This is a genomic window from Methanoplanus limicola DSM 2279 (assembly GCF_000243255.1).
GTDB lineage: Archaea > Halobacteriota > Methanomicrobia > Methanomicrobiales > Methanomicrobiaceae > Methanoplanus > Methanoplanus limicola.
Genome location: NZ_CM001436.1, coordinates 330182 through 351966, shown reverse-complemented (window position 1 = coordinate 351966; position 21785 = coordinate 330182). Strand labels below are relative to the sequence as shown.

22 protein-coding genes and 1 tRNA gene are annotated in these 21785 nt (G+C 43.4%); 11 read left to right on the top strand and 12 right to left on the bottom strand.

Features of this window, described 5'->3' with window-relative positions; genetic code table 11:
- Window positions 1-63: 63 nt before the first annotated feature.
- Complete coding sequence (locus tag METLIM_RS15335; RefSeq protein WP_004076124.1) at window positions 64-1884, bottom strand: PAS domain-containing sensor histidine kinase; 1821 nt, start codon at window positions 1882-1884, stop codon at window positions 64-66.
- A 280-nt stretch (window positions 1885-2164) separates the two neighbouring features.
- On the opposite strand from METLIM_RS15335, the gene METLIM_RS01670 reads away from it, so the two are divergent.
- Entirely contained in the window at window positions 2165-2869 is a 705-nt protein-coding gene (locus METLIM_RS01670) for a zinc ribbon domain-containing protein (RefSeq protein ID WP_004076123.1), read from the top strand.
- A gap of 15 nt (window positions 2870-2884) precedes the next feature.
- Window positions 2885-3985, top strand: coding sequence for a hypothetical protein (locus tag METLIM_RS01665; protein WP_048145473.1), 1101 nt, complete (start codon window positions 2885-2887; stop codon window positions 3983-3985).
- A 109-nt stretch (window positions 3986-4094) separates the two neighbouring features.
- Here METLIM_RS01665 and METLIM_RS01660 read toward each other — a convergent pair whose 3' ends face one another.
- The 3 genes from METLIM_RS01660 to METLIM_RS15325 form a co-directional block, all read right to left on the bottom strand.
- Window positions 4095-4610, bottom strand: coding sequence for a hypothetical protein (locus METLIM_RS01660; RefSeq protein WP_004076121.1), 516 nt, complete (start codon window positions 4608-4610; stop codon window positions 4095-4097).
- A 208-nt stretch (window positions 4611-4818) separates the two neighbouring features.
- Window positions 4819-5511 carry a metal-dependent hydrolase gene (locus METLIM_RS15330; protein ID WP_004076120.1) on the bottom strand — a complete coding sequence of 231 codons (693 nt, stop codon included), beginning with the start codon at window positions 5509-5511 and terminating at the stop codon, window positions 4819-4821.
- 83 nt (window positions 5512-5594) lie between these two features.
- A complete protein-coding gene (locus METLIM_RS15325; protein WP_004076119.1) occupies window positions 5595-6209 on the bottom strand; it encodes a class I SAM-dependent methyltransferase in 615 nt (204 codons plus the stop codon).
- 275 nt (window positions 6210-6484) lie between these two features.
- Between METLIM_RS15325 and METLIM_RS01645 the strand changes: the two genes are divergently transcribed.
- A complete protein-coding gene (locus tag METLIM_RS01645; protein ID WP_004076118.1) occupies window positions 6485-7525 on the top strand; it encodes an AI-2E family transporter in 1041 nt (346 codons plus the stop codon).
- A gap of 237 nt (window positions 7526-7762) precedes the next feature.
- Complete coding sequence (locus METLIM_RS01635; protein ID WP_004076117.1) at window positions 7763-8410, top strand: hypothetical protein; 648 nt, start codon at window positions 7763-7765, stop codon at window positions 8408-8410.
- 120 nt (window positions 8411-8530) lie between these two features.
- Here METLIM_RS01635 and METLIM_RS01630 read toward each other — a convergent pair.
- Window positions 8531-8612, bottom strand: a tRNA-Leu gene (locus METLIM_RS01630).
- 364 nt (window positions 8613-8976) lie between these two features.
- Between METLIM_RS01630 and METLIM_RS01625 the strand changes: the two genes are divergently transcribed.
- From METLIM_RS01625 to METLIM_RS01610, 4 genes are read left to right on the top strand one after another with little or no spacing between them, the layout of a single operon-like run.
- Window positions 8977-9963, top strand: coding sequence for an AAA family ATPase (locus METLIM_RS01625; protein ID WP_004076116.1), 987 nt, complete (start codon window positions 8977-8979; stop codon window positions 9961-9963).
- A 42-nt stretch (window positions 9964-10005) separates the two neighbouring features.
- Entirely contained in the window at window positions 10006-10944 is a 939-nt protein-coding gene (locus METLIM_RS01620; RefSeq protein WP_004076115.1) for a DUF58 domain-containing protein, read from the top strand.
- 3 nt (window positions 10945-10947) lie between these two features.
- Window positions 10948-11898 (top strand): vWA domain-containing protein, encoded by a 951-nt coding sequence (locus METLIM_RS01615; protein ID WP_004076114.1) that lies wholly within the window; start codon window positions 10948-10950, stop codon window positions 11896-11898.
- Window positions 11895-13571 (top strand): hypothetical protein, encoded by a 1677-nt coding sequence (locus METLIM_RS01610; RefSeq protein ID WP_004076113.1) that lies wholly within the window; start codon window positions 11895-11897, stop codon window positions 13569-13571. The genes METLIM_RS01615 and METLIM_RS01610 overlap by 4 nt, the downstream gene beginning before the upstream one ends.
- 143 nt (window positions 13572-13714) lie before the next feature.
- On the opposite strand, the gene METLIM_RS01605 is transcribed toward METLIM_RS01610, so the two are convergent.
- From METLIM_RS01605 to METLIM_RS01585, 5 genes are all read right to left on the bottom strand, one after another.
- The gene (locus METLIM_RS01605; RefSeq protein ID WP_004076112.1) at window positions 13715-14209 is read right to left on the bottom strand and encodes a hypothetical protein; all 495 of its coding nucleotides are present in this window, start codon (window positions 14207-14209) and stop codon (window positions 13715-13717) included.
- Window positions 14210-14407: 198 nt separating this feature from the next.
- Window positions 14408-15454, bottom strand: a complete 1047-nt coding sequence (locus tag METLIM_RS01600) for a M42 family metallopeptidase (RefSeq protein WP_004076111.1) — start codon at window positions 15452-15454, stop codon at window positions 14408-14410.
- A 115-nt stretch (window positions 15455-15569) separates the two neighbouring features.
- Window positions 15570-16670, bottom strand: coding sequence for a pyridoxal phosphate-dependent aminotransferase (locus tag METLIM_RS01595; RefSeq protein WP_004076110.1), 1101 nt, complete (start codon window positions 16668-16670; stop codon window positions 15570-15572).
- Between the two features lie 204 nt (window positions 16671-16874).
- Window positions 16875-17477 (bottom strand): 6-phospho-3-hexuloisomerase, encoded by a 603-nt coding sequence (hxlB, locus tag METLIM_RS01590; protein WP_004076109.1) that lies wholly within the window; start codon window positions 17475-17477, stop codon window positions 16875-16877.
- A 149-nt stretch (window positions 17478-17626) separates the two neighbouring features.
- Window positions 17627-17932 carry a ferritin family protein gene (locus METLIM_RS01585; RefSeq protein ID WP_004076108.1) on the bottom strand — a complete coding sequence of 102 codons (306 nt, stop codon included), beginning with the start codon at window positions 17930-17932 and terminating at the stop codon, window positions 17627-17629.
- Between the two features lie 135 nt (window positions 17933-18067).
- Between METLIM_RS01585 and METLIM_RS01580 the strand changes: the two genes are divergently transcribed.
- A complete protein-coding gene (locus tag METLIM_RS01580) occupies window positions 18068-18505 on the top strand; it encodes a hypothetical protein (RefSeq protein ID WP_004076107.1) in 438 nt (145 codons plus the stop codon).
- 88 nt (window positions 18506-18593) lie between these two features.
- Here the strand turns inward: METLIM_RS01580 and METLIM_RS01575 are convergent, their stop codons facing one another.
- A complete protein-coding gene (locus METLIM_RS01575) occupies window positions 18594-19202 on the bottom strand; it encodes a phosphoribosylanthranilate isomerase (RefSeq protein WP_004076106.1) in 609 nt (202 codons plus the stop codon).
- Between the two features lie 26 nt (window positions 19203-19228).
- Between METLIM_RS01575 and xth the strand changes: the two genes are divergently transcribed.
- The gene (gene xth / locus METLIM_RS01570; protein WP_394295889.1) at window positions 19229-20059 is read left to right on the top strand and encodes an exodeoxyribonuclease III; all 831 of its coding nucleotides are present in this window, start codon (window positions 19229-19231) and stop codon (window positions 20057-20059) included.
- Between the two features lie 60 nt (window positions 20060-20119).
- On the opposite strand, the gene METLIM_RS01565 is transcribed toward xth, so the two are convergent.
- A complete protein-coding gene (locus METLIM_RS01565) occupies window positions 20120-21037 on the bottom strand; it encodes a beta/alpha barrel domain-containing protein (protein ID WP_004076104.1) in 918 nt (305 codons plus the stop codon).
- Window positions 21038-21254: 217 nt separating this feature from the next.
- On the opposite strand from METLIM_RS01565, the gene METLIM_RS01560 reads away from it, so the two are divergent.
- The gene (locus METLIM_RS01560) at window positions 21255-21773 is read left to right on the top strand and encodes a hypothetical protein (RefSeq protein ID WP_004076103.1); all 519 of its coding nucleotides are present in this window, start codon (window positions 21255-21257) and stop codon (window positions 21771-21773) included.
- Window positions 21774-21785: the final 12 nt, after the last annotated feature.

Here is a 21785-nt window from a genome sequence, read left to right as displayed (position 1 = left end):
TGTGTTTTTAATCTTTGTGTACTGACATTCAGACATTTTACAGTTTCCCGGAAAAATAGGCATTCACCAGCGGTATTTATCCTTCGGGACAGTTATCTCAAAACAGGCCCCTTCGCCGTAAACTCCGGTTTCCTGAATTTCAATATCTGTTATGGAGAGAATCTCCCGGATTAGAAAAAGTCCAAATCCTGTGTTCTTCCCGACACCTCTCTGGAATATCTTCTCTTTTTCTTCATTTGGCACTCCTGTGCCATTGTCCATCCAGTAAACTTTCGCACCGGAACTGCATATTTTACAGGTCAGGGTTATCTCTGCTGATTCTCCGGCATAGCGGATGGAATTGTCCATCAGATTGTAAAAAACCTTCTCAAGCATTGAATCTGCAAAGATTTCGAGTTCTCCGCATCTGTTTTTTACAGCTATTTTTTTGTTCCGGAGTTTTCTGATGACATCTGATATTTTATGCCATTTCGGTTCACTTATGCCCAGTTCCTCATAATCCCCGGTAAACTCAATCTGGTTCTGAATTCTCTCAGCGGCAGAATCCATTTTATCGAAAAAAATCTTAGAACTGGCATAATCTTTTGATTCTGAAGCAAGTTCGAGATAACCCCTGAGCACTGTTATCTGATTTAGTATGTCGTGCCTTGTAATTGCCGAGAGTATATTTAATTTTTTGTTTGACAGTGTCAGTGCCTTCTGCATCTCTGTTATCTCATAAAGCTGCTCTATCATCTCCTCTTCGGTCAGTGTCAGTTTTTCATTCAGTTCACGCAGGATTTCATTTTTTTCCTCAAGTTCTGTCTCATCTTTTTTCCTGTCAGTTAAATCCTGGACATTAACTGTGACGTCCCTTATGGTGTTAAACTCATCGTGGTTTTGTGAGGCATCGTATCTCAGGTAGAGTTTCCTGCCCCATATTGTAGTGTAATATTCCTCATATGAAATTATTTTATCTTCTGAGAGGCATTCCCTGAATTTTTCAGCGGTTTTTTTAAGCTGCGGGTGATTTAGTACATTTATCCTGCTTCTTGTCTCTTCAGGAGAGGGTGATCCGTAAATCTTTACAGCAGCAGGGTTCATATCAATGATCTCCCCGTCTCTGTCAATGAGGAGGATGCCTGTAGGGCTGTTCTGAAAAAGTTCCCTGTACCTGATCTCACTTCTCCTTAACCGGTTCTCCGCTTCTTTCAGTACCGATAAATCCTGAAAGATCTCAAGGATATAATTTCTGCTGTCTAACTGTACCAGTTCTGCATTTTTTAAAACCGGATTTCTGTATCCCCCTTTGCATTTTACAGCAGTCTCCATTCCGTCAAAGGATTTCTTATTTTTCTCCCATATGGGACATTCCTTTGATTCTTTTCCCTTGGGGCATATAATATCGCAGAATTCTCCCGTCAGTTCTTCAGAAGAGTAACCTGTGATTTCGCAGGTTTTTTTATTTACACTGTGGATTCTGTAGTCCTCACCTATTATGACCATGCCGCACGGGATATTGTCAAATATTGTTTCAAGTATATTTTTGGAGTTTATCAGTTCCTCTTTTTTCTCCTTAAGGTCTGTGATATCGGTTGTAATATATCTGATACAGCATTCAGACATTCTGTATGCATTTGTTCTGAGCCAGATCTCTGAGCTGTCTTTCTTCCGTAAAAGAATATCTGATCGCTTTTTATCCGGAGAAATGCCGGTTTTAAAATTAAAAAAATATTCATCCCCTAAAATCCGGGTGATGATATCCGAGATATTTTTATCAGCTAGTTCTTCATGTGAGTACCCTGTTAAATTACAGAATGATTCGGAGACTGAGATTATATTTCCTGTATTGTCTGCAAAAAAAGTGCCTTCCCCGTAAATATCCGGTTCATCTGTAAATTCCATTTATTTCTCCACTGGGTTTATAAGATTTTTATTTGTTATTATTTTGTTATTATTAATGAACTCACTGATCTAATAACTTATTAACCCTCTGAATAATAATGATGATCTGTTTATCTGTCCGTTACATGCTATTTTTAATTTATTATTCCTGATTAATGTGATGGATTTATTATTCCTGGTTAATATGAAGGGAATTTTTTTAAAAATCTGTCCAAACTATTATATTAAATGGTGTTCATAGGAATTTTTACCTTAAACGGGTTGGGAAGGTTGATTTCTTATGGCATTTTGTGAACAGTGCGGAGCAAAAATAAGTGAAGGCGCCAGATTCTGTAAAAATTGTGGTGCTAAGGTTGAATCTGGTGCTTCAGGTATTACTAATGAGGACTCCGGAGCTGTTATTCATCAGTCCCCGGAAAGAGAAGAGGCGGCGGTTCATCATGCTGAACCTGAAGTTTCAGCGCCTGTGTCCCGTTCTCCTGATGTAACTGTTAACAAAGTTAATGCCGATGAGCATAAGGCCGGTTATGAGGCTGAAACTCCAAAGGTGTATGAGGCGCCTCCTGTAGTTCACACTCCTCCGCAGGCCGGAAAGGCCTCATCTGGTGGAGATCTAAGAAATCCGCTTATTGCGGCTGTTGCTTCTTTTTTCTTCCCCGGACTTGGGCAGACTTATGCAGGTGAGCAGAAGAGAGGCCTTATCTTCATTGCCGGAACTCTGATCATTGGGTACTTTTTAGGGATTGTCATGATAATCCCTATGCTCTGGGCCACCTATGACGCCTATAAACTCTCTAAGATGGTAAATTCCGGTGAGAAAGAGTTTACTGCCCCTTCAGTTAAGAATTATGCCATATTCTTTGCATTATGGATTGTTCTGGTAATTCTCCTGGGCGCTCTTGATCTGGTTCTTTATGGCAACCGGATGTACTCCTATTCGGATTATGATTTCGTAGATCCTATGGCATCGCAACCACGGTTTTAATGGGGTGTTATGACTATGGACATCTTTTTTATTATGAAATTTAATCCGGGAACTTTAAAAGAATTTTTAACAGATATATCGGGATTTATCACTGCGAAACCCGGGCGTAGTTCGCTTCCTTTTCTTCTGGTAGTGATGCTCTTTATATCCGGAATCTCTGCCGGGTGCTTTGGTATGGTAAGCAACCCGCCTCCTCTCTTTACGCAGGGCGAGGCCCGGGATACTGAATTTTCAGGTTATTATTATCTGGGAGAAGCAGGTCCTGGTGCAGGAATTATCTTTTATCCTGACGGGAAATGGGAAGTGGTTGAGGGCGAAGAAGTAGTCTTTTACGGGAAATACCTTGTCCGGTCAGGAATTATCTACATGACTGAGGGTGATTCTGAACCGGAGGCGGTTGATAACGAAGCCAGTTTTGAGATTATGAATGACGGAGAGATAATCACCGATATAGACGGCTATTACTGGTATCTTGACAAAACCCGTCCTGTTTCAGGTTCCGGCAGCAGCTCCTCCGGCGGTACAGGTTCTGCATCTGAGGCAGTGACAGCCGCTGCAACCCCATATGAAGAGAGTACTGCTGCTCCGGTGGAAGTTGTAACTGAAACTGTATCCACTCCTGTTCCAACGGTAATTATGCCTGCTGTGGAGGTTACTGTGGCTGACTCTTCTGTAAATCCGGCTGAAACTGCCATGTTTTCCGGAGATGAGGGTAGTGCGACTGTAATCCTGCCGGAATCCGGAACTGATGACCTTGTATTTGAACTGACATCCTCGGAAGATGCGGCTGCCGGGAAACTGAAGTTAAATTTAGAAGTTGATTCTACCGGCAGAGCTTCATTTTTGCCCGGAGAAAAGCCTGATGAGAGTGAATCCCTTCAGATCCTGCGGGCCACTTTTTTTGCCTATAATACAGGTTCTGTAAGTTCCGGATTTATACCCAGGACCCTTGGTGATGTGTATGCTTCAGGCATGCCGTATAAGACGAGATCCATTACAGTAAATGAGGCTACTTCTGACAGTATTGGTGCTGAACTTCCGCAGGATTCAGCATCCGGGTGGCTTGATGTAACAAAGCCTTACAGGTATGGTGTAATAGTTGCTGATGCAGCCTGAGAGTGAATGAACGGGAAGTGGCATTGCTTCACGGGCAATTTCCTGTTTATCATCCGGAATCTCCGGATGACAGATTTTTTTTCCTCTTTGATGATTTAAATATCGGCTGTCAGGTATTTTTTAGGCAGTATGTTGAATTAACATTCTCTATTAAGTACTCTTTTTCTGCAAGAACAGTTCCCGAATCTGTGGATATCGCCTCTATTGATATTGTAATCTTTTCATCTCCGGAATTATTATTCGTTGTATTCTCTTCCGTGCCGGTGTAACTCCACCATAATGTGCTTTCTCTGGTTACTGCATCATTTCCGAAATTTATAATTCTGTAATCCGGTTCATTCCAGATAAGAAAAGTCCCTCCGGAAGCGTGGCAGTGGTATCTGATCTCCTCCGCATCTCCTGTATAATGAGGTGTAATGTCAATTCCTACAATGGATGAAATTACCGGTGACCAGCAGGGGTTTTCCGAAGAGATCTCTATTGATCCTTCATCGTATCCGGATTCCTCTCTGCCCGTACATCCGGCAGACAACAGAAGAATTATCAGCCCTGTGAATAGCAGAAATGAGCTGAAACTTTTCCTTCTGCAATCTCCTCTTCTTTTTTGTATTCTGTTTTCAGACATTTTATACTCCGGAATTTGCCGTAAGAGAATATAATTCTGACCTTGGGTTTTCTTCTCTTCTACGCAAAGTTATTTTTTGGTTTTTCCTGTTGCCTGCAGATGCGGTTCTCTCCCGGTCTTTCATCCACAGTCAGTTTTCCGGTTCTGTGCCTGTCTGCAAATGCGGCCGCTCTGTATTCGTTTATGAATGCCGGAATTTTAGCTGTGGCTATCCTCTGCGGATAACTTCCTCTGCATTATCTCCTGCCAGTACAAGGAATATTCCGGCTGCAAAAAGTGTAAAGGTGGCATAGAATATTCCGTCAGGATTATAAACAAAAATGCTGCCAAATCCGGCAGCTGATACCATAGCCATGGTGAGAGATCCTGCAAAGGCGATATATCCGGTGGTTTTCAGCCGGAATCTGCATCTGTCACCTGCAATAAATTCAAGATATCCCGCCGAGATGAGTATGGCTGCTGATAAGAGAAAGAATGTCCATTCGGAAAATGAAGAGAGTTCTTTGATAAGTGAATGTATGAAGTATGCTGCCGGTTCATAATTTCCCTTTGTGAAATCTCCAAGGAAGGGCCATAACCAGTCCTGAATGTTAAAAAACATTGAGTCTGTCAGCTGATGAAGCAGCATCCCGGCGGAGATATAAAGAACAGTCCTGTCTGAATAAATCCTGTATATTACAATCCCTGTGATGAGCATCAGGAAGAAGAAGGTCAGTGTATGGAAGAATATCCTGCCGTGACCTATACTTTCTGCAAATATCAGATGGCCAAGCGGCTTATCCACAAGATCGGGAAGTATGCTTCCGAATGTGCAGAATATGATTGCTTTTTTCTCTCTGAAAATGAAAGCAAAGAGAAGGCCGAGCAGTATTCCGGAGAAGATATGATATATAATCAGCATGTGTATGAATTGTCAGAATAATATCTGCCCCGGAGATATTATGATTTTCCGGTTATTGTGATATACCTGACCGAAATTCCGGTTCACCTTTTTCTGAAGATAAGGCCGCACCAGTTGGTAATAATCAGCCCTGCCGGAAGTCTGATCTCCTTCTCAAATGAAAACCCTGCGCCTTCGAATGACTTACGGATAACATTGCGTCTGTACCTGTAAACTATCCTCTCCGTCTCTTCACCTTTGATCTCCATATGGGAAGTGTACTTCTCCTCTCCCTCCTGATAGATTATCAGAAAATATCCGCCTTCTTTCAGGTTTTCTGCCAGTCTAAAGATTACCCTTTCTAAGTCTTCAGGCGGAATGTGAATAAGTGATCCGGATGAGAATATGCCATCATATTTGTCTGTTATTCCAGGATAGTCTGTAAAATCAGCTTTAATGAATCTGCATTCCGGAACTTTCTCCCTGGCAGTTTCAATAGATCTCCGGCTGAAATCAATGCCGGTGACTTTTGCACCTGATCTGGCAAACATTGCCGCTTCGTGCCCCAGTCCGCATCCTAAGTCCAGAATTTCAGGATTATCCGGGAGAATTTTCATAAATTCCTCTGTTACGGGCAGCAGTATGTCTCCGGATTCCCAGTTGCTGTACTCTTTCTCTGCAACATAGTCGTAAAACCGTATGATCTCCTCTTTGTCCACAGTTTAGTTATTGACTGCCCTGTAATAACCATTTTCTGTGGTAATCTCTCCGGGCATGAAAGGGGAATAGTAATATATTCTCTCAAATAGAGTATAAACCAAACCTGCCGGAATCCGGAATAAGTATCAATTCTGTTGCTGGTTTTTAACCTAAATAAACTGAATAATCTGATATTGGTAATTTCCGGTTATTGGCAGTTACCAACAATTAAAATAAACTGCACCGAGGGGTTCAGTTATTTCATAACCTCTGCAAAATCTCCGGAAATATCATCATGTCTGAAAATGCTCAAAACTCCGCCCTGTTATATTCCCTTCTCTCAGTGGCACTTGTCTTTATTATCCTTCTTGCCATGAAGGAAGCGGCATATATTGTAAATATGGTACTGATTTCACTTATCCTCATCCTTCTTGGGGTCCCCCTTCTTCTTGCCCTTAAGAGAAGAGGATTTAGTGACATATCGGCAGTTGTCCTGATAATCACCTTATATCTTCTGATTATTGCCGGCTTTTTATTCCTTATTTACCAGTCTTTTGAGATGCTTCTCATAAATATGCCCAAATATGAGGATCTCTTCCAGGAAAGGCTCTCCGGACTTATAACACTTCTTGGAAGTTTAGGTGTTGATATCGATTCGGTGATAACATATCTCAGACCTGACTGGAATATGATCTCTAAAATAATATTGGGGGCTGCATCCGGAGGTTCTCAGCTTGCTATGGATGCCTTTTTCATAATTGTTATAACCACTTTCGGGCTTTTGGATGTCCCGAAGATGCCTGCAAGAATAAACCGGATTTATGGTGAAAATTCCGGAAAAATAGAGGGTGTAAAGAGTGTCATCCACAATATGATCACCTGGCTTGTTGTAAAGACCAAGACCAATGTTGTTTTAGGTGTCTCTTTTGGTGGAATGCTCTACGTCCTTGGGATTGATCTTGCAATATTCTGGGGCATGATGACTGTCCTTTTAAGTTATATCCCATATATCGGGTTGATGATTGTGGCCATCCCTGCAATTTTTCTCGCATGGCTCCAGCTTGGATTATGGGGTGTTGTGATAGTCATTGCAGGTATATGTATCATAAATGCAGTCGTTGAAAATTTCGTATTCTCAAAGTTTGCCGCGGACAGTTTCAATATGCCGGGATTAATAGTAATTCTGACTCTTGTTCTGTGGTCATGGGTGCTTGGCCCTATCGGACTTCTGCTGTCAGTGCCGTTTACAGTCATATTAATTGCAGTTCTTGAGGCAAACAGAGATACAAAATGGATAGTTACTCTTATGGGAATAGACAGGGAGAAATTTGAGTGATTGTGCCCTTCTGCCGGATGTTCTGTGAAGAATTTCTTTACTGAATATTCTGTAAATTATTCTCCTGCCAAATATTCTTTTAATACTCCGGTTAAGGATTATTCTTCTGTTTTAATTTGTATCTGTGGGGCAAACGGCTCACACGTGGTTCTGAGGGCAGTATTTCTCTTCCGGGTACTGCCCTCAGAGATTTGAATTTGTGCTATATTTATATTCTGTCAGTTACGAAAGAAAAGTATGAGATTTATTGTCTTTCTGGTCGCACTGGTTCTGCTTTTTTCAGCCGGATGCGTGAGTATGGATACTGTTAATGATAATACGCCGGCGACAGAGGCGCCGACACCTGTAAAGATTACCATCCCTACAGCAACTCCCACACCGCAGGCAACTGAGGTGCCTCAGCCTGTTGAGCAGTTTCCTGATGCGATGGAGTTAAAGGAGAAGTATTCCTACGGCGGCGTGGAGGACGGCCGGGTGATGTCCATCTATAATGCTTTCACCGATGAATCATACTGGTATCATTCTACGCCACACGGCTACGACTGGGAGTTTAAGCCGAAAGAGGGCAATCAGTTTCTCTTTATAGAACTGTGGGTTGAGCACAACGGAACAAAGAGGGAGCTTGGTGCGCCTCCGTCAGGAAACTTCATTGTCTGGTTTGAAGGTGTCCCCTACTCCTCCACTGAAGAGAGAGAGGATGCGGTTGAGCGCGTTACAAAGCCTGAGATTCTTGAGGATGATTATGTTGGAGGTATACTGGGCAGATATGCCAAAAGTGAAGGATTCCTGATATACGAGGTTCCGGAAGAACTGCGTACTGACAGGGCATATCTTCAGGTAAATCTTGGCAATGTATATGGTAATCCCGTCTGGAAACTCTATTGAGAGTAAAGAGCAGAGAATGTTCAGATAATTATAATCCGGAATTCCGGGTCATATTTTATTTTTCCGGATTATATGGCTGAAAAGAAGTTATATTGATTTTAAAATCTCTTTATCTGAAAATGCGAGAGGCAGGAGTCGAACCTGCGAACTACTAAAGACTGGACCCTAAATCCAGCGCCTTTGACCACTCGGCAACTCTCGCTGATTAAGTGCACTTCTGTATTATATCACAAAAATACCCATAACTGTTGTCAATAATAGCTAAAATAACTGTTGTTTAAAATCTCAGAAAAATCCGCATCTCCTGAATAATTATTTTCTCATATCTGATCTGTGGCTGACTGCATCTCCTATGAAACATTACACTGTTTCATTCATCATCTGTGAACCGGCTGGTTCATGAGTGACTTTTTTGTTTCCCGCCGGAATATCATCCGGCCGGAATGAATCCACTCTGTTTCTTCACTTTAACCACCGGTATCCGGATCATTTATATAAAATTTCTTTAAAAACTGGATTTACAGATTTGACTTTTTAGTCATTACTGATTATTAGGAGACGCCAGTATGAATGCTGAAATTGAAGAGCTTAACCGGAGAGCCTCAGAATATTCTGATATTCTCAATAATGTCAAAAATGAGGTTAAAAGAGTCATTGTCGGGCAGGACGAAGTTGTTGACAGACTTCTAATCGCACTGTCAGCAGGGGGGCATGTGCTTTTGGAAGGTGTCCCCGGCATTGCAAAGACGCTTACTATAAAGACACTTTCAGAATGCATTGATGCTGACTTTTCAAGGATTCAGTTCACACCTGACCTCCTGCCCTCAGACATTGTTGGTACAAGAATTTACAATCACCATGACGGTGAGTTCAGCACTGTGAAAGGGCCTGTATTTGCAAGTTTCATACTTGCGGATGAGATAAACCGTGCGCCCCCAAAGGTGCAGTCCGCCCTTCTTGAGGCTATGCAGGAGTACCAGGTTACTATTCAGGGCAATACATTCCCTCTTAACAGCCCTTTCTTTGTTCTCGCAACCGAAAATCCGATAGAGTCCGAGGGGACATATCCTCTCCCCGAGGCACAGGTTGACAGGTTTATGTTTAAGGTAATGATGACCTATCCGTCACTGTCAGATGAGGTTATAATTCTTGACAGGTTCACCGAAGGCTTCGCCTCAAAGCCTGAGAGGGTTATTCCGGCTGAGAAGATAATCGAGATCCAGAAATTCGTAAAGGAGATATATGCAGAGTCTGAGATTAAGAAATACTGTGCTGCTCTCGTTGATGCCACCCGGAATCCTGACAGATACGGACTTGATGCCGGAAATTATATCTCATGCGGTGCATCCCCGCGGGCCTCAATCTATCTTGTACTGGGTGCAAAGGCGTATGCTCTGCTTAAGGGCAGGGGTTATGTCACCCCGCAGGATGTAAAGTCAATAGCCGCTGACGTGCTCAGGCACAGAATCCTGCTGACATATGAGGCCGAAGCCGAAGAGGTCACAACTGACGACCTGATTGAGAAGATTCTTCAGTCAGTGCCTGTGCCATGAATATCTCTGTGATTATCCGTTTTCGTGGGAGGTCAGAAATGTATGAAATTTAAAATTCCCGGATTTAAAAGAGAGGCTGTTTCAGAGACGGTGGCTGCTCCCGGGAGGGATGTCAGGGACCTGATAAAGAAGATCTCAGATGTGGAGTTATATACAAAAATATATGTTGAAGGCCTCCAGTCCGGGCAGCACAGATCTGTATTTAAGGGCCAGGGTATTGAGTTCACTGATATAAGGGAGTATGTGCCTGGTGATGACGTCCGGGCTATTGACTGGAATGTCACTGCGAGGCTCAACCATCCATATATCAAGGAGTTTACCGAGGAGAGGGATCAGACCTTCTACCTCGTGCCGGACTATTCAGGTTCCGGAAGTTTTGGTTTGGTTGTTCCGAAATATGAACGTATGATTGAGATCTGCGCCTCGATTGGATTTGCGGCAATTAAAAACAATGACCGTGTGGGCCTCTGCATATTCACTGACAGGGTGGAGAAGTTCATCCCGGCAGGGCGGGGGCGAAAGCATCTGATAAAGATACTTAATACAATGACTGAATTTGTCCCCGAATCTAAGGGTACTGATATATCACCGGCCATCTCCTTCCTCTCAAAGACTGTTAAGAGGAAGAGTTCGGTCATTCTGATCTCTGACTTTTATGCCGAAGGCTATCGGAAACCGCTTAAGATTATGAAAGGACGGCATGAGGTTATTGCAATCCGGCTTACTGATCCGAGGGAGTCAGAACTGCCGGATGTCGGCCTTATTGAGCTGGAGGACCCTGAAACCGGTGAACAGATTCTCATTGACACCTCGGACGAGTCTGTAAGAATTCGGTTTGAGGAATCTGTCAGGGAAGCGGATGAGAAGGTTTTTAATTCTTTTAAGAGGTGCAGAATCGGCTGTGTTGACCTTAAAACCACCGACAGGTATGATATAGTTTTAAAGAAATTTTTCTCCGGTGAAATTAAGAGAGGTGTGTGATATATGGCAGGTTTTTACAGCCCGGAATGGTTACTCGGCCTTCTGATTCTTCCGGTGTGCTGGTATTATATTGAAATTTCGGCGAGGAAGAGAAAGCAGGAGGCTATGGCTTTTTCCCGGGTGAGTTTTTTAAAGAGCACTCTTGGTGATCTCTCTAAGTCAAGGAAGCCGAAAATTCTTGTTATTCTGATTCTTGCGGCAATAGGATGTATATTTATCGGGCTTGCCGATCCGCATATCCCGCTTGAGCAGACTAAGGAGGGTGTAAGCGTTGTCCTTGTGATGGACAATTCCGGAAGTATGCAGGCGACCGATTATTCCCCAAACCGTCTTGAGGCTGCAAAGGGAGCTGCTGAAGAGCTGATTAAGGATCTCGATCCAAAGGACTATGCCGGAATTGTGGTCTTTGAATCCGGAGCTTCGACTGCGAGTTATCTTACGCCGGATAAAGAGAGGGTTATTGAAAATCTGAATGACATTATGTCAAAGGACGGCGCCACTGCTATAGGTGACGGACTTGCCCTTGGCATAAATATGGCAGATTCGATTCCAAATCAGAAGAAGGTTGTAATTCTTTTGTCTGACGGTGTCAATAACGCCGGAGTCATCTCACCGCAGGAGGCGGAAGCTTATGCAAAGGAGAGCAATATTCAGGTCTTCACTATCGGAATGGGATCTAATCAGCCTGTAGTGCTTGGATATGACTGGTTTGGCAACCCGCAGTATGCCGAACTTGATGAGGCCACTTTACAGGAGATTGCGGACTCTACAGGCGGAAAATATTTCAAATCGGTGGATGACAGGACACTTTCGGATATATATTCGAGCCTGAATTCTGAGATTAAGCGTGAGAAAGAGGATACAAGCATAGCCTTTGTATTTTATATCATCTCGGCAGTTCTTCTCCTGGGTGAGATTTACATCAGATATGGAAGGGGGCGTATTATACAGTGAAAACGGATTTAAGTGCTGAATCATCCGGTAATTGTCGGATTTCCGGGTCTAAAAAATCCATCATTCTTTTTCTGCTCTTAATCTCCCTCCTTGCAGTGCCCGTACTTGCGGATGAGATTACCTTTCAGAGTGGTCAGAAGGATTATTATTTCAGCACCGGAAGTGAGGCAGAGATTCCGATAGCATACGAAAACAGTCTTGGAAATGCAGTCTCCGGGCAGATGGTTTACAGGACGACTGAAAAGGTTCAGTCCGGTGGATTTTCATATTCGTCCTCCAATTCCCAAAGTACTCCGCTGACACTCCCTGCCGGAGACGGGAAGTTCACCTTAAACGGACTTGTATCTGAGAGCCAAAAGACCATTGACGTGGATATTTCATTTCAGTATTCAGACGACAGCACTTCAAAGACTGTGACGCTCGGCACAATAACGGTACACTTCACTGATGATACTTCAGGTAAGAACCAAAAGAATCCTCAGACCAGTACTGAATCGCAGTCTTCTTCCTCAGGTCAGCAGAGTTCATCTTCCGCTCAGCAGATGGCGAATCAGATGCAGCAGCAACAGCAGAGCCTGATCAATCAGATGATGAACAGTCAGGCGCAGCAGCCGGTTTCATCTCAGCAGGCACTGCAGAATTCTCAGCAGTCCTACAATCCAGAGTCTTTAAAGAGACAGATGGAAGAGAAGACGGAGGAGATTGGCAGAGAGATGGAAGCCCTCTCTGAGGCGATTTCCGGTGATGAACTGCTTAGCAGTGCTGAGGAGAAACTTTCAGAGGAAGGTTATGAACTCTCGGCAGAATCAGTAAACCCTGAGAGTATGGATGAAGGCTCTTTTAGAAGGGAGTATAAGAATCAGGCAGGGGATTTGGTAACACTTTCAGGCAATGTGAATGATGGTGAGGTTTCATCTGTAGAAGAGATTTTTAACCCTGAAGAGCAGGAAAGCCTCATTCCTGAGAGCCTCCTGAATAATGAGACATATCAGAACTACCTGGTTACTCTTCAGAATGATGGTTTTGCCCCGGTTTCTGCCTCGGTCAATTACACTAAGGACGGGGCATTATTTGAGCAGATTTTCAACCCCTCTTACGGAGATCCGGGTGCTCAGAATGAGGACGAATCTGATAACAGTCCAAAGATTACTGCGGATTTAAGTGCTGATCTCGAGGTGGTACATGAGGTCAGGCTGATTCGTGCTGATGATTATTCGTGGCTTTTCCCGTTTATGTTGGTTCTGCTGATTGCAGTTCTGGCTGTAATTGGATGGTTTGTCTATAAGAAATACTGTTCAGGCACTGCGGAGGGCGGATCTGTTATGGCTGATGTGGTTAAGGTTCCTTTTGATTACCGGAAATATGCCTTAGGGCTGCTTGATGAAGCTGAATCAGCTTTTGCAGAAGGTGATTATGTCTCTGCATATGGAAAGGCCGGGCAGGCTTTGAGGATATATCTCTCGCACAGTTATTATGACGGAAGTGAGGTTACAAATGAGGAGCTTATGGATATTATAGGTCACACCGGCAGTTATTCCGGTGATAAACTTTATCTTGGAAATCTGCTTGAAGCCTGCTCGGCGGTTGAATTTGCAAAGGGCAGTGCCGATAAGGAACAGTTTGATGATTTCGTCCGGTATATCCGGAATATTATTGCGGAGAAGAAGGTGTGACCACTGCACCGGACATATATCTTTTCCCTAATCTCCTATGAAACAGTGCACTGTTTCATTCATTATCTGTGAACCGGCTGGTTCATGAATGACTATTTTTATTTTTGTTTAAAAAAAAGTTTGAATCTGCCGGAATTTCCGGATTACTTGACCATCGGAATTATCTCTTTATGGGGAATAAGACTGTCGTAGATTACATATGATCCAATAGATCCGTCATATGTTACTGTAACCTTTATTCTGTCCTGTGTCTTCTGGCCGCCGTTAAATGTTACCGTATCTCCAACTTTGTCTGCACTAAGTTCTTTTGTCTCGTGGCTGCCGTCTGCAAAGTAACAGTCCACAACAATGTTGTTAACAAAGTTCTGGCCCATGCCACCCCTGAATTCTACAGAGATTGTGCCATATACCGAGTCCTTGTCAACACCTACTGCTACCTGATATTTGCCCTCCGGCTGGTTGGTAGGTCCGGGGATAAGATCAGGGCTGACTGTCGGTTCTGCTGCCGCAGTTGCTGTTGCGGTTGGCTGAGATGTTGCTGCCGGGGTTGTACTGCTGCTGTCTGATCCTGTGCACCCTGCACAGAGTATAAGGGCTGTTGCCATAAATATAACCAGAATGGCTGTCCATTTTTTCATAATACTCTGTTAATTGCTATGAAGGTATTTAATATTTTAGCGTAAATCCCCTTTGTCTTTAGCCCGGAGGTAGTTTACAATATGAACATAATCCTGACAGCTCCGGGAAGTATTTCATCAGGGAAAAATTCTCCGGATAAAAAGTCTGTGAAAAAAAGTGTATTTATTGCGGGTTTTGCCCCGTGTTCTTTCCTCTGTTCAGTCCCAGGTGAGATCAGGTTTTGTCTTGAGAGCCTTTACAAGAAGTTTTACTGAGGCTTCAACGTCTTTCATATCAACTACCTCAACAGGGGAATGGATGTACCTTGCCGGAACTGAGAGCGGAATGCTTGGAATTCCGTCCCTGACAAGATGGATGATTGTTGCATCGGTGTTTCCGCCTTCTCCGACTTCAAGCTGGTATGGTATTTCATTCTCCTCAGCGGTTTTTCTCAGCCAGTCTGATACCCGCCAGTCTGCCATAAGTCCTCTGCCGGCGGCGCTTGCAAGGACAAGAACAGGCCCTTTGCCCATCTCTACGGTTGCGTCCTTCTTTGTTATGCCGGGGTGGTCACCAGGTATTGTCACGTCAGTTGCAATGGCACAGTCCGGAGCAAGTGCAAATGCACTGACCTTTGCACCCTTAAGTCCAAGCTCTTCCTGCACTGTAAAGACACCATATATAGTATGCGGCGAGTCTGTCTTTTTTAGAGCCTCGATGAGAACTGCAACGCCCACCCTGTTGTCCATAGCCTTTCCGGTGACGCGGCTGTTTGCAAGGTCAGTAAATTCACGGTCAATCGTAACCGGGGATCCGATCTCAATACCGAGTTCTTTTACTTCCTCCTCACTGACAGCACCTGCATCGATGAACATATCCTCGGTTTTGATCTCTTTTTTCCGGTCCTCCGGACTCATCTTGTGGGGAGGTTTTGCTCCGGTTACGCCGGTAACCGGTCCTTTTTTACCGTGAATTATTACCCTCTGTGTGTACAGGACAGGGTTGAACCACCCTCCGACATGGACGAATTTTATAAAACCCTTCTCGTCTATATGCTGGACCATCAGTCCGATTTCATCCATGTGGGATGCTATCATGAATTTAAAGTCATCTCCGGATTTTACAGCAATGAGATTGCCCATCTTGTCTGTATAGATGTCATCGACATGGCCGGCAAGTTCCTTCTTAATTATCTCCCTGATATTTCCTTCATAGCTTGATACACCGTGTGCATCTGAAAGTCTCTTTAACAGCTCTTTTACCATATTATTCTCCTCTGATAAAATTTTTGAATTATTTTTATGGGGTTGTTATTTAATCGATCTGATTTTTATTTCAGATCATCTGATGCCGGACTTAAAGCCCGGATTTTTTTAAATCTCAGATTATATTTTTCATTCTGAGCAGTGCCTCTTTTATATTCTCTTCTGAGGCTGCATAGCTGAACCTTGCATAATTTTTTGAATTTTCACCGAATGCATCGCCCGGAATTGCGATAACTCCTGCATCAATGATCTTTTTGAACGTCTCTTCATTCATCGGGACAAACAGATAAAATGCACCGCCGGGTTTCTTAAAGTCAAAGCCGAGATTGGTAAGTCCGTCATAAAGCAGGTTTCTCCGGGCTTCATATTCGTCCCTCATCTCCCATACACAGTCCATACTGCCGGTGTACCCTGCAATTGCGGCATACTGGGAGATTGAGGTTGCGCAGGTCTGGCAGTACTGGTGCACCTTGACACTCTGCTCGATGAAATCCTCACTTCCGGCGATGAACCCAAGTCTCCACCCTGTCATTGAGAAGGTCTTGCTTGCAGCATTTATTGTTACGACATTATCCCCGAATGCTGCGGCACTGACATGTTTATCCCCGTCATAGATGAAATGTTCATATACCTCATCAGATATGACAGTTACTCCTTTGTCATCCGCATATTCGACCACTGCTCTGATGGTATCAACGCTTTCAACTGTCCCGGTCGGATTTCCGGGTGAATTGAGCACAATTACCTTTGCATCATCGATCATCGACTTTAGAGCTTCAGGATCTATTTCAAGGTCTTCTGTAAGTGCAAAAGGCTCTGGAATTCCTCCGGCGAGGACAGCACATTCCCGGTATGATACAAAACCGGGATCAGGGAATAATACTTTATCTCCCTCATCCACAAGGGTCTGCATTGCAATATGCAGAGCTTCACCAGCGCCTGCGGTGACAATTATCTGATCTGCACTGTATGAGAGGTTATTCTCTCTCTTAAACTTCTTTGAGAGTGCCTCTCTTAACTCCGGTACACCGTAATTGAAGGTGTACCCGGTGAGGTTATTCTCAATCGCCTCAATGCCGGCTTTTTTTATATGTTTTGGGGTTGGAAAATCAGGCTGTCCGATTCCAAGATTGACCGAATCCGGTTTTGCCTTCTGGAAGAATTTTCTTATGCCGGACATCTCAATTCCGGTCACCCTTCTGGAATATTCTGTCATATTTGTACCATTACCTGTATTTTACGGTTTGATCTGTATGATAGTAATCTTTTCCAAAAAAGTTACACCTCCGGGAATTGTCATATAAATTCAGTGGGGCTGTGCTGCCGGAGATGAGCCTGAAAAAATATTATTTTGACTCTTCTCCAATTTTCAGAAAGGGTATTTTTTATCTGTTATGCCCGGAAGTCTGGATTTATTTATTCATTCGATATTTGCGTGCCGGCATTTCAGGTCAGACTCTTCACATTCGATAATTTCCATAACTGCGGAGATTATTGAGTCTGCAAATACCATTGAGCCTGTCTCGAAGAGTGTGCCAAGCGGTGCAAAGGATTTGTGATCGCCCATCATCTGCCTGATCTCATACTCTGCTGATTCATCGTCCACCTGATCCCTGTGACTCTCGATGACCACTGTAGAGTTGGCAATCTTTCCAATTCTTGAGTCCTTCTTTGATGTGACAAGACATATTCTGCCGTTGAGTGCCTTTGCGGTCTCACAGAGTTCTGCGATTGTCTTTGTTTCTCCTGACCCTGAAAAGGCGACCACGGTATCTCCGTCCTTCATCGCCGGAGTTATAGTCTCACCTATCACATATGACTTCAGTCCGAGATGCATAAGCCTCATTGCAAAAGATTTTGCAACAAGGCCTGATCTTCCGGCGCCCATTACATAGATGCTCCTTGCACCCAGAATCTCGTCTATAAACTGTTTGACCTCCTTATCTGAGAGAGAGTCTGCCATCTCTTCCAGTTTGGATGCCATGAGGCGGATCATGTCCTGCACATTTTCACATTCTGTCATAAAAACCATCCTTATCTATGGTGATCAATTATGATTAGGATGCCGATCGTTACGAAAAAAAGTAATGCGTCTGTAATATGTATTTCCGGTATGCTCTGTTTTTTGTAGATATTTCCGGACCTAAAAATCCGGTGAAAAAAAGTTCTGGTTTATTTTTTCATCTTCTCAATCTCTTCTTCAACTTCCCCGTAACCTTCGTCATAGAACTTCTGCTCGTCAGGTGCGAGGTGGTGGAGAAGTCTTAAGAATTCGCCTGCATGGACTCTCTCTTCATCTGCAATATCTTTTAATACTTCTTTTGCAAGTTCATTGTCTGTTGACTCTGCAAGCTGCATATAAAGCTGAATTGCCTCATACTCTGCTGAGACCATGAAGCGCACAGCCCTGATTAGTTCCTCATCTGTCAGTTTTCTGTCGTTTGCAAGACCTGAGAATGGTGATCCAAATTCCGGCATATTTTCTTAAACTCCTTATATCTTTAATTACGTTTCTTGGTTGAATTTATTTATATTTTAATATTCCGGATGATTTTAGTATACATTATCACTCACTTTTTTAATTCCCAAAAATCATAAATTACCCTGATTATTGTGGCTAAGAAAAATTTTACAGACCTGCCCGGCGATACGACAGAGGAGAAGTTCTCTTCAATGGGCATTATAAAAGGTAAAAGTTACGATGTTCTTGATCTCAGAAAATGGGGGAAATTGTTCTCTGTTGAGGTTGTTCTATATTTTGAGCCGGAACTTGCAGTAAATTCATCCTATGGAAAGGATCTCGCTGATTTTGCAGATGAACCGGTGGAGGGCAGACCTTTTGTTCCGGTTGATTTCTTCCTGAATTTTGGGGAGGAGAATGATCCCACATTCAAAGGGCGGCTGAAGGAATTCCCTCTTATGATAAAAGTGGTTGATTTTGGCGCAGTCAAAAGTCCGGGCGGCGATTCATATTATATCAAGGGCGTCATGCCATTCCTCGATGAATTTGATGTTGATGTGGAGCCACAGTCCGGCCCTGTGTTCCGGTAAAATGACCTGATTTTGCAGGTGGTATTTTTCACTTTGAAATTATCCGCCGGAGAAATAATCCGGCGGAATGATTCTTATTCTTCCCTGATCAGGTCTTTTTTCTTTTCAGTACCGGAAGTTTGCCGGCAGCCTTCAGGAAATTGAGGACTAAAAAGCGGTCTTTGATACCGGGACTCTCCTCAACACCTGAGCAGACGTCAACGGCATAGGGGCTGAGTTTCCGTATCGCCTCACCTACATTTTCCGGATTAAGCCCTCCTGCAAGTATTACCGGAACATCTGAATTTTTTATGACTTTTTCTGCAAAATCCCGGCTGAATAAACTCCCCTCCCCCCTGCTTGAATCTATGATTATGGCATCACAGTTTTTGGGAAGTTCTTCAGGATTATGCTTTTTATCAGATACAACGCGGATAATCTTTCCCCGGTATGAATCAGGAATCCTGACATCTGTTGAAACCTGTATTGCAGACGGGTTTACCTCTGCAATCTCTCTCATCTCATCTTCTGATTCTGTATGGGTCACAATCACGGTTGAGACAAACGGTCCAAGTACTGAAAAGATCTCTTTTGCCTCACCGGCTGTGACATTTCTCTTCGATTCCCCTGATATTACTACCCCTACTGCATCCGCGCCTGATGTTTCTGCAAATAACGCATCGTTTTTATCTGTAATTCCGCAAATCTTGACTCTCATTGGATATTTCCTGTTAATTACTATTTATTCTGACCAATAAAGATTATCTGAAATGTTATGTTATCTATTTACAGGAGGTTTTTGTCCTGATAAAAAGGCTTGTCTCATGGAATGTTAATGGAATACGTGCTGTGCATAAGAAGGGTTTTTTAGATTTTGTAAAGGAATACAGTCCTGATATACTCTGTATTCAGGAGACGAAGGCGCATGAGGATCAGCTGCCCTCAGAGCTCAGGCATCCTGAGGGTTATTTCTCTTACTTCTCCTCAGCAGAAAAGAAGGGCTACAGCGGGGTTGCACTTTATTCAAAGGATGAACCGGAATCTGTCAGATTCGGATTCGGCTCTGATCGATTTGATACCGAGGGGCGCATAATCATAGCTGATTATCCTGATTTTTCACTCTTTAACATATATTTCCCTAACGGAAAAGCATCTGCTGAAAGGCTTGATTTTAAACTTGATTTTTATAATGAATGCCTGAACCAGGCAGAGAAGCTTCTTGCTGACGGCAGAAATGTCATCATCTGCGGTGATGTCAATACTGCTCATAAGGAGATTGATCTCGCAAGGCCGAAGGCAAATGAAAATGTTTCGGGTTTTCTTCCGGTGGAGAGGGCCTGGATTGATAAGCTTCTTGATGCCGGTTTTGCCGATTCGTTCCGGATGTTTACAAAAGAGGGCGGCTACTATTCCTGGTATGATTTAAAGAGCCGTGCAAGGGAGAGGAATGTCGGCTGGCGGATAGATTATTTCTTTGTCAGTAAAAAATTTTTGGAGCATGCTGTAAGTGCTGAAATTCTTGCACATATTTACGGTTCGGACCACTGTCCTGTAACGCTTGAGATTGAGTTGTAATCCGGAGTTTTGACCTGAAAAAAAAGATTTTTGGGTTGTTTTTCTGTTCTCTGTTTATGATCAGTTTCCGTTGTAGATCTTAAGGGCAGCTTCGACATCTGCGTTGTCAATTGTTATTGCAGAGATGGCATTGCACATTCTTACGGCTTCTTCCAGTGATTTCTGGTGGATGTTTCTTCCGGTTGCGTTTCCGGATGCTCCGCCGGTGTGGATCTGGTCGTATAACTGCTTCAGGAAATCTTCGGCTGAGGTGCTTGAACCGCCTGCGCATACAACCTTTGTTCTTCCGGCTGCGACAGTTGCCTCCTTTAAAATCTCAGCAGAGTTGAATCCTTCCTTTTTGGGAGCGTTTACCTTGACAAAGTCGGCGCCAATTGTTGCTGCCACTCCTGCTGCGCCTGCGATTAGATGCGGGTCCTTCTCGTCTGCAACTGCTTTTCCTCTTGGGTATATCCAGAGAACAACGATAAGGCCGTGGATGTGTGCTTCAAAGATGATGTTTGCCGCTTCAGCGAGCATTTTGTCCTCATATTCGCTGCCCAGGTAGATTGTATAGCCTACTGCTGCGATATCAAGGCCTGAGATTTCCCTGAATTTTGCTACCTGACCGACTGTGTAGAGCTGCGGGCTGTAAGGGTCCTTCTGTTTTGTCTTTACGAGGTTTGTCTTTGAATTCAGTTTTACCAGATATGGTATGTCACTGTAATCTCTGCCGTACCTTGCGATAAGGCCGAGCTGTGTTGCAAAGACTCCGATTTTGCCCTGTGAAGCAATCCTGAAGAGGTGTTCGGGGTCAGCATCGTCTTCGTGAATGTCCTCGCCGTAAAAGTCGCTGTTTAAGTGCTCTACCTTCTGATCGCCTGCAAAGAGCATGAGTTTGCCGCTTGCGTGGGTGATCATCTCATAGTTTTTGATATAAGTCGCTTTTGCGCTCTCCGGCACATCTGCCGGAACTTCGATATCGTATGTAAAAGACATACATATTCCTGTATTTAATAAATAAAAAACCTTGCTAATAACCAAAAAGTACCTCCCGGAAATGTCCAGGAAGGCGTATATTTTTCCGGCAATGTTTTAGCCTATCTTAAAAGATGGCGGGATAACTGATCAATACAAAACCGAGAAGAAAACCACCCATACTATTTTTTAGTCCGGCAGATTATATACTGTTAATATATCGACGGCAGGTGATAAGATGAAGATAAAAATAAATTTTCTGATGCTGATAATCGCATCCGCACTATTAGTGTCCGGAGCAAGCGCATTTGATTCGCACGATCTGAATATAGATGTTCAGGCGGACGGCAGTGCAGTAATTAATTACGATTATTCACTCTCGTGGGGTGAATCTATAGCTTTTGCATTATTCCCTAATAAGGAGGGTATCTTAAAGGGCGGGCTTACCGATGCATTCGGAGATGGTGCCGAAGTGCTTGATTTGAGTTCAAAAGAGGTCTCGTTTAAGATTCCGGGTTTTGCAAAAGTAATATCCGGAAATTTGACTGCATATAAGACTCCTTCACTTCCGTATGATAAGGTAGAGAGTTATACAAAGAAATTTTCAGGCAATAATGCTGTAATTGGCGCCTATATTCCTGAATCCGACAGACTTGTTCCTGATAAGACAACAATCACATTCCCTGACGGATTTACAGAGACATATAATAAGCCGTATCCGGATGGAAAGCTTCCGTCTGTAACCCATACGGTCTGAATATCTTTTTTT